Origin of the sequence: Microcystis sp. M53602_WE12 (assembly GCF_030065455.1) — a bacterium.
In the GTDB taxonomy this organism is placed as follows: domain Bacteria; phylum Cyanobacteriota; class Cyanobacteriia; order Cyanobacteriales; family Microcystaceae; genus Microcystis; species Microcystis aeruginosa.
This window is the reverse complement of the sequence record NZ_JASJFB010000016.1, coordinates 1-5,131: the sequence shown is the minus strand read 5'-3', so window position 1 is coordinate 5,131 and position 5,131 is coordinate 1. Positions and strand designations below refer to the sequence as shown.

Here is a 5,131-nt window from a genome sequence, read left to right as displayed (position 1 = left end):
GGCAAAAAAGACTTGACAAAATCCCTCGATTTGACCTATACTTTTTATTATAATGGGAATCCGTGCCGAAATATATATAAGCCTTTTTAGTCTAGACTATTTAAAAAAAAATTATGCAATTACAACCCCAAAAAAACCTTGAAACAATATCAATTAATACACTTGATCGGTGAATCGAATAGGGAACCTTCGATCGAGTCGAGGGGGAATTAATCAGCAGTAATCAAGTTCGCCTATTCGTTGTCACGATTTGGCTAAAACGAAATCTAGATCATCAATTTCAATTTATCACCCTCAAACCTCGAAAGGAAAAATAAACCATGGCGCAACTATACGAAGAAGTGACCCTAGCCCGCGACGTTCCCGAATACAATCTTAAGCAGGGTGATTCGGCGATTCTTGTCGATATAGTTGCCCATCCGAAGGGGGGTGAGGAAGGATATGTTTTAGAACTATTCAACGAAGTAGAAGAACCGGTTAACGTCGTCATTGTCCCGAAATCGGCGATTCAAGAAGAGGAAAAAGAAGGTTCTTCGTTACTTGGTATGATTCGATCGGGTGGCATAAATCGACTAAATCCTTATAGGGCAAGAGACTCAATTGATTAGCTCGTTCTAGAGCGAAAACAATTGACAAAAATCGCAGTAATGTCTGTCTCTATCGGGGTTTCATTCCTTATAACCCCCTCCATTGGATAACACAAATAGATTAATGGCAAAAAAGAGTTGACAAAATCCCTCGATTTGACCTATACTTTTTAGTATAATTGGAATCCGTGTCGAAATATATATAAGCCTTTTTAGTTCCGATAATTAAGTGGTTCTGATTAAATAGAAGATAGATTTTGTCTTTGATACCCCCTGCCCCCTAGTATTGATTCAAGGTAGGGTTGATTCAAGGTAGGGTTGATTCATGAATCAACCCTACCTTGAGGGCGACTTTTTCCCCGTATTACCCTTCTGCCGCTGCCGGGGTTAACCTCGACTCTACAACAATGGTTATGGAAGTCGAAAACTGGTATCATCTACGTCGCTGCTGTCAGCCTGCTTTTGAATGTCTTGTTCGTCCCGCTGCCAGTCGGTAGCCCCTCTCGAAATCACCTCACCATGACGACAACAACTCTGACTCCCGCACCAGTTCAAGCGGCAGAAAATTCCCCAGCACCCCCTGAGTGGGTAGATTGGCAAGTCGCCCATCAAATTCCGGGACGGCTGCGAATTCGCATTCCCCGCCTCAATTGGGATGACGAATTTGCCAGACGCTTGCAGCGATCGCTGCTTAGAACCACTGCCATCAGCGAGAGCCGCATCAGAGAGCCAGATCCAAGCGAGAAAGTCGGGGCTAGGAATCAGGGGACTTGGCCAACTTTAGGGATGCCGGCCTTAACCTTGGCTGTGGCGATCGCTGCTGCTCCCCTAGAACTGCCCTTCTCGATTGTGGGGGGAATTGTCCTTGCGGCTTCAATTCCTCTCTGGCAGAGGGTTGGCGAAGCCCTCACCCAGCAGGGACAAGTGACAATAGACTGCCTCGATGCTCTCTGGTTGAGCTACCAACTGCTTCAAGGCAACAACATCGCTGGCGCACTCGCCCTCAATCTGGCAGCAGTGGGAGAGAGCCTGCGCCAGAGCAAGCTCCAACAGCTAGAAGACGAGCTATACCTGCTGTTCGAGCAAGAAGATGCAGAAATCCACTGGCTCTCTGACCGGCAGCGGTTCGCTCCCGTTCCCGAGGCAGCTCGAGAAGGGTGGCTAGATTCCGTCGAAAAAACCGAACTACTCCAGAACCTCAAACCCGTCGCCCAAGGAGCGATCCTACCCACTTTGTTCCTGAGTGGCACTTGGGCAATCCTGACGGGAGACTTGGGGCGTGCGAGTGCGCTGTTACCCCTCGACATCGGGGTTTCCCTGCGGGGCGTTACTCCCTTGGCAGTGGTTTCGACCCTGACGGCGGCAGCGCGACAAGGCGTTTACATCCGTAATGCCAGGGTACTGGAAAAGCTGGCTCAGGTGGATACTCTGGCCTTTACTCGCGAAAGTTTCCAGGACTTGATTACCCCGGAGCTGCTGGTGAGTTGGGGCATCCCTTATCAGTGCATCCACTTCGCCACCGATGCGGCTGCTGTTGAGTGCCTCCAAGAACAGTTGCGCCGGCAAGGTAAGCGGGTGGCTTGGATAACCGACAGTGGTAGTGATTGCTTGGCTGCCTGGGAGGATCAGGTGGTCATTTCTCTAGGAAGAGGGGATTTTGAAGCGGCCGCAGATGTCATCTTGCACAGCCACGATCTCCAGCCCCTTGGCTACACCTTTGCCCTGGCGCAACATACCCTTGCCACTGCCTATGAGAGTTTGGCGATCGCTACTCTGCCCAACCTGTTAGTGGTGGCAGTCGGGGCATTTTGGGGACTCAACCCGGTGGCTGCCGCTGCGATCAACGGCAGTTCAGCCATCCTCGCAGAACATTGGTGAGAAGTTAAGATTATCTGCAATTTGTCAAGCTTATTGTTACAATTCTTATTGTAAGCAGGAAAAGTTTGCCAAGTCTGGGTTTTGACTATTTTTACCTAATGGCGACAGGAGGTGAGTTCTTGCGCTTATAGGGCGATCGCTTACTAGATAGGGGTGATCGCTTGTCTAGATATGGCGTGCCGCTTCGCGGATCCCTTCGGGATCGCTCTTCACCTCGTACAAATAACATAGTGTCGCTCGTGTCCGAACACTTAAAATAGAAGCAATTGATAATATTATTACCAGAGATGAAACGCGCCAAAACCAATCGAGATCATGGGAAGAAACAACATTCACCTCAACCAGAAAATGAAGCGGTTGCCGCTTCCCTCGAAGCTTTATTAACCCCCGCCATACATTCTCAACAAGCCTTTTACCGTCAATTAGGGTTAAGAAATCGTATTCTTAACCTCCCTTTTATGATAGCTGCCGTATTAACTTTGTTGGGTCGAAATGTTCCAGGAGTTCAAGATTTAACTCGTCTGTTAGCCAGAGAAGGGTTTTTATGGATCAAGCCAACGGTGGTCACTCAAAAAGCTATTTCTGAGAGATTTTTGACTTTTCCAGCTATCTTATTTGAGAAAGTTTTAAAAGAATTACTTCCTCAGTTAAGACAAAAATCTCATGAGCGAATCAATCGTCCTTTACCAGAAAGTGTTCAATTTACCCGCTCAATTTTTGCAGAAATTTGGATAGTAGATGGTTCAACACTTGAAGCTTTGTTTCGTAAGTTAAAAAGTCTTGAAGATGTCCCGATTGGAAAATTAGCGGGAAAAATTGGGGTAGTAATTGACCTAGTAACCCGTTTACCCGTCGAGATTTGGTTTAGGAATAATCCTAATAGCTCTGAGGTAAACTTTGAAAAAGACATTCTCAATTTGGTAAAAACAAAGACTTTATTATTACTTGACCGAGGTTTCTATCATTTTTTCTTCTGGCAGCGATTAATCGAGGCAAAAATTGATTTTATTACTCGCCTAAAAAAGGGAGCATCTATCCAAATCGTCAAAGTTTTTAGTGATAGTTACGGATTGCGGGATAAGTTAATTCGGCTAGGCTGTGGCAAGAATAATACTCCGATTCTAACTCTCAGATTAGTGGAAGTTCGCTCAAAAAATATTTGGCATTCCTATCTAACTTCTGTCCTCGATCCTACGGTTTTACCTCCCTATGTAGTAGCTGATTTATATCGACGACGTTGGCGAATTGAAGAAGCTTTTAATACAGTTAAGCGATTACTTGGCTTGAGTTATTTATGGACGGGTTCACTCAATGGTATTCAATTACAAATCTGGGGAACTTGGTTATTTTATGCTGTTTTAGTTGATTTGGGTGATGCCGTTGCCGATGAGTTGGTTCTGCCCTTTGACCGCATTTCTTTAGAGATGATTTATCGGGGTCTTTATCATTTTAATGTCGCCTATCAAAAAGGTTTAGCTACCGATCCAGTTAAGTATTTCGCCTCTCCGAAAAACCAGGATTTAGGAGTTGTCAAAACAAAGCGAAAATCAACAGTCAAGCTGATTGTAGCACCTTTTCCTGACCGGCAACGAAGTAGTCCCCAATTTTTTTTCAATAACCCCTTGACAAATTACACACAAGCTTAACTTCTCACCAATGCTCGCAGAACTGAACAGCCTGCGATCCCCGAAACCTAACCCCTTAGAAAACGGGTTTCTTTGAGAAACCCGTTTTCTGGATTTTCTGAGGAGCAGACCGCACTATCAAAAAATGCTATTATTCTAAATAAATCACGTCAATAAATAAGTAGCTGGTTATAATTAAATTAAAAATCGATTTAAGGTTCGATCCACCCTGCCCCCCTTGATAAGGGGGGTGCCGATCCCCCCTTAGTCCCCCCTTATTAAGAGGGGTATCTGATAATTTTTAACGCCTACCTACTTATCAATCATGAAGTCTTTTGCTATTCGCTTAGAAAAAAATGGAACAATTAATGTTCCTCAAGCTATCCAAGATAAACTCAATATTTGCGAAGGAGATTTATTAAATTTAATAGAAATTGAGGGTATTATTTTGTTGACTTTACAACAACCCAAAGTCCCTCAACTGTCTGACCAAATTACAACAATTCGAGAAGAAGCCAATGTTACACTAAATGATTTATTACAAGGATTAGACGAAGAAAGGCAAAAAATATACCAAGAAAAACATTAAGATGAAGAGGATTTTTGCTGATTCCAGTATCTTAATTGCCGGTGCAGCTTCTAAAACAGGTGCAAGTCGAGCAGTGCTGACAATGGCTGAAATTGGCTTATTTAAAATACTTATTTCAGAACAAGTATTAGAAGAATGCCAGCGAAATCTTTATAAAAAAATTCCCTTAGCGCTTCCTATTTTCAAGCAACTTATCAGCCAGATAAATCCTGAAATTTTACCGAATCCATATAAACATGACATCAGAAACCGCCAATTATGATGAACCCTGGAAAGAAGCATTAACCGAGTATTTTGAAGCGTTTTTATGCTTCTTTTTTCCTGAAGTTCACCAACTAATTGATTGGACAAAAATTCCCGAATCCCTGGAAAAAGAACTCAAACGGATTACCGCTTCAGCAAAGACAAAAAAACGTTTCGCTGACAAACTCTATTCAGTTATCAGTTACCAG

6 protein-coding genes and 1 pseudogene are annotated in these 5,131 nt (G+C 43.9%); all 7 read left to right on the top strand.

Annotation, left to right across the window (positions count from 1 at the left end; all coding sequences use genetic code 11):
* Positions 1-182: 182 nt before the first annotated feature.
* Positions 183-317: pseudogene (locus tag PX482_RS27960) on the top strand (DUF6883 domain-containing protein); the annotation flags it as partial.
* Between the two features lie 3 nt (positions 318-320).
* The gene (locus tag PX482_RS00490) at positions 321-608 is read left to right on the top strand and encodes a hypothetical protein (RefSeq protein ID WP_002758672.1); all 288 of its coding nucleotides are present in this window, start codon (positions 321-323) and stop codon (positions 606-608) included.
* Positions 609-1,106: 498 nt separating this feature from the next.
* Positions 1,107-2,465, top strand: a complete 1,359-nt coding sequence (locus tag PX482_RS00485) for a hypothetical protein (protein WP_002758671.1) — start codon at positions 1,107-1,109, stop codon at positions 2,463-2,465.
* 287 nt (positions 2,466-2,752) lie between these two features.
* Complete coding sequence (locus PX482_RS00480) at positions 2,753-4,111, top strand: IS4 family transposase (protein ID WP_002764098.1); 1,359 nt, start codon at positions 2,753-2,755, stop codon at positions 4,109-4,111.
* A 304-nt stretch (positions 4,112-4,415) separates the two neighbouring features.
* Positions 4,416-4,679: an AbrB/MazE/SpoVT family DNA-binding domain-containing protein gene (locus tag PX482_RS00475; RefSeq protein WP_002764252.1), complete on the top strand. Its 264-nt coding sequence runs from the start codon at positions 4,416-4,418 to the stop codon at positions 4,677-4,679.
* 1 nt (position 4,680) lies between these two features.
* A complete protein-coding gene (locus PX482_RS00470) occupies positions 4,681-4,941 on the top strand; it encodes a PIN domain-containing protein (protein ID WP_004159736.1) in 261 nt (86 codons plus the stop codon).
* A partial coding sequence (locus tag PX482_RS00465; RefSeq protein WP_288121945.1) for a hypothetical protein occupies positions 4,916-5,131 on the top strand: 216 nt, incomplete at its 3' end. The genes PX482_RS00470 and PX482_RS00465, both read left to right, overlap by 26 nt.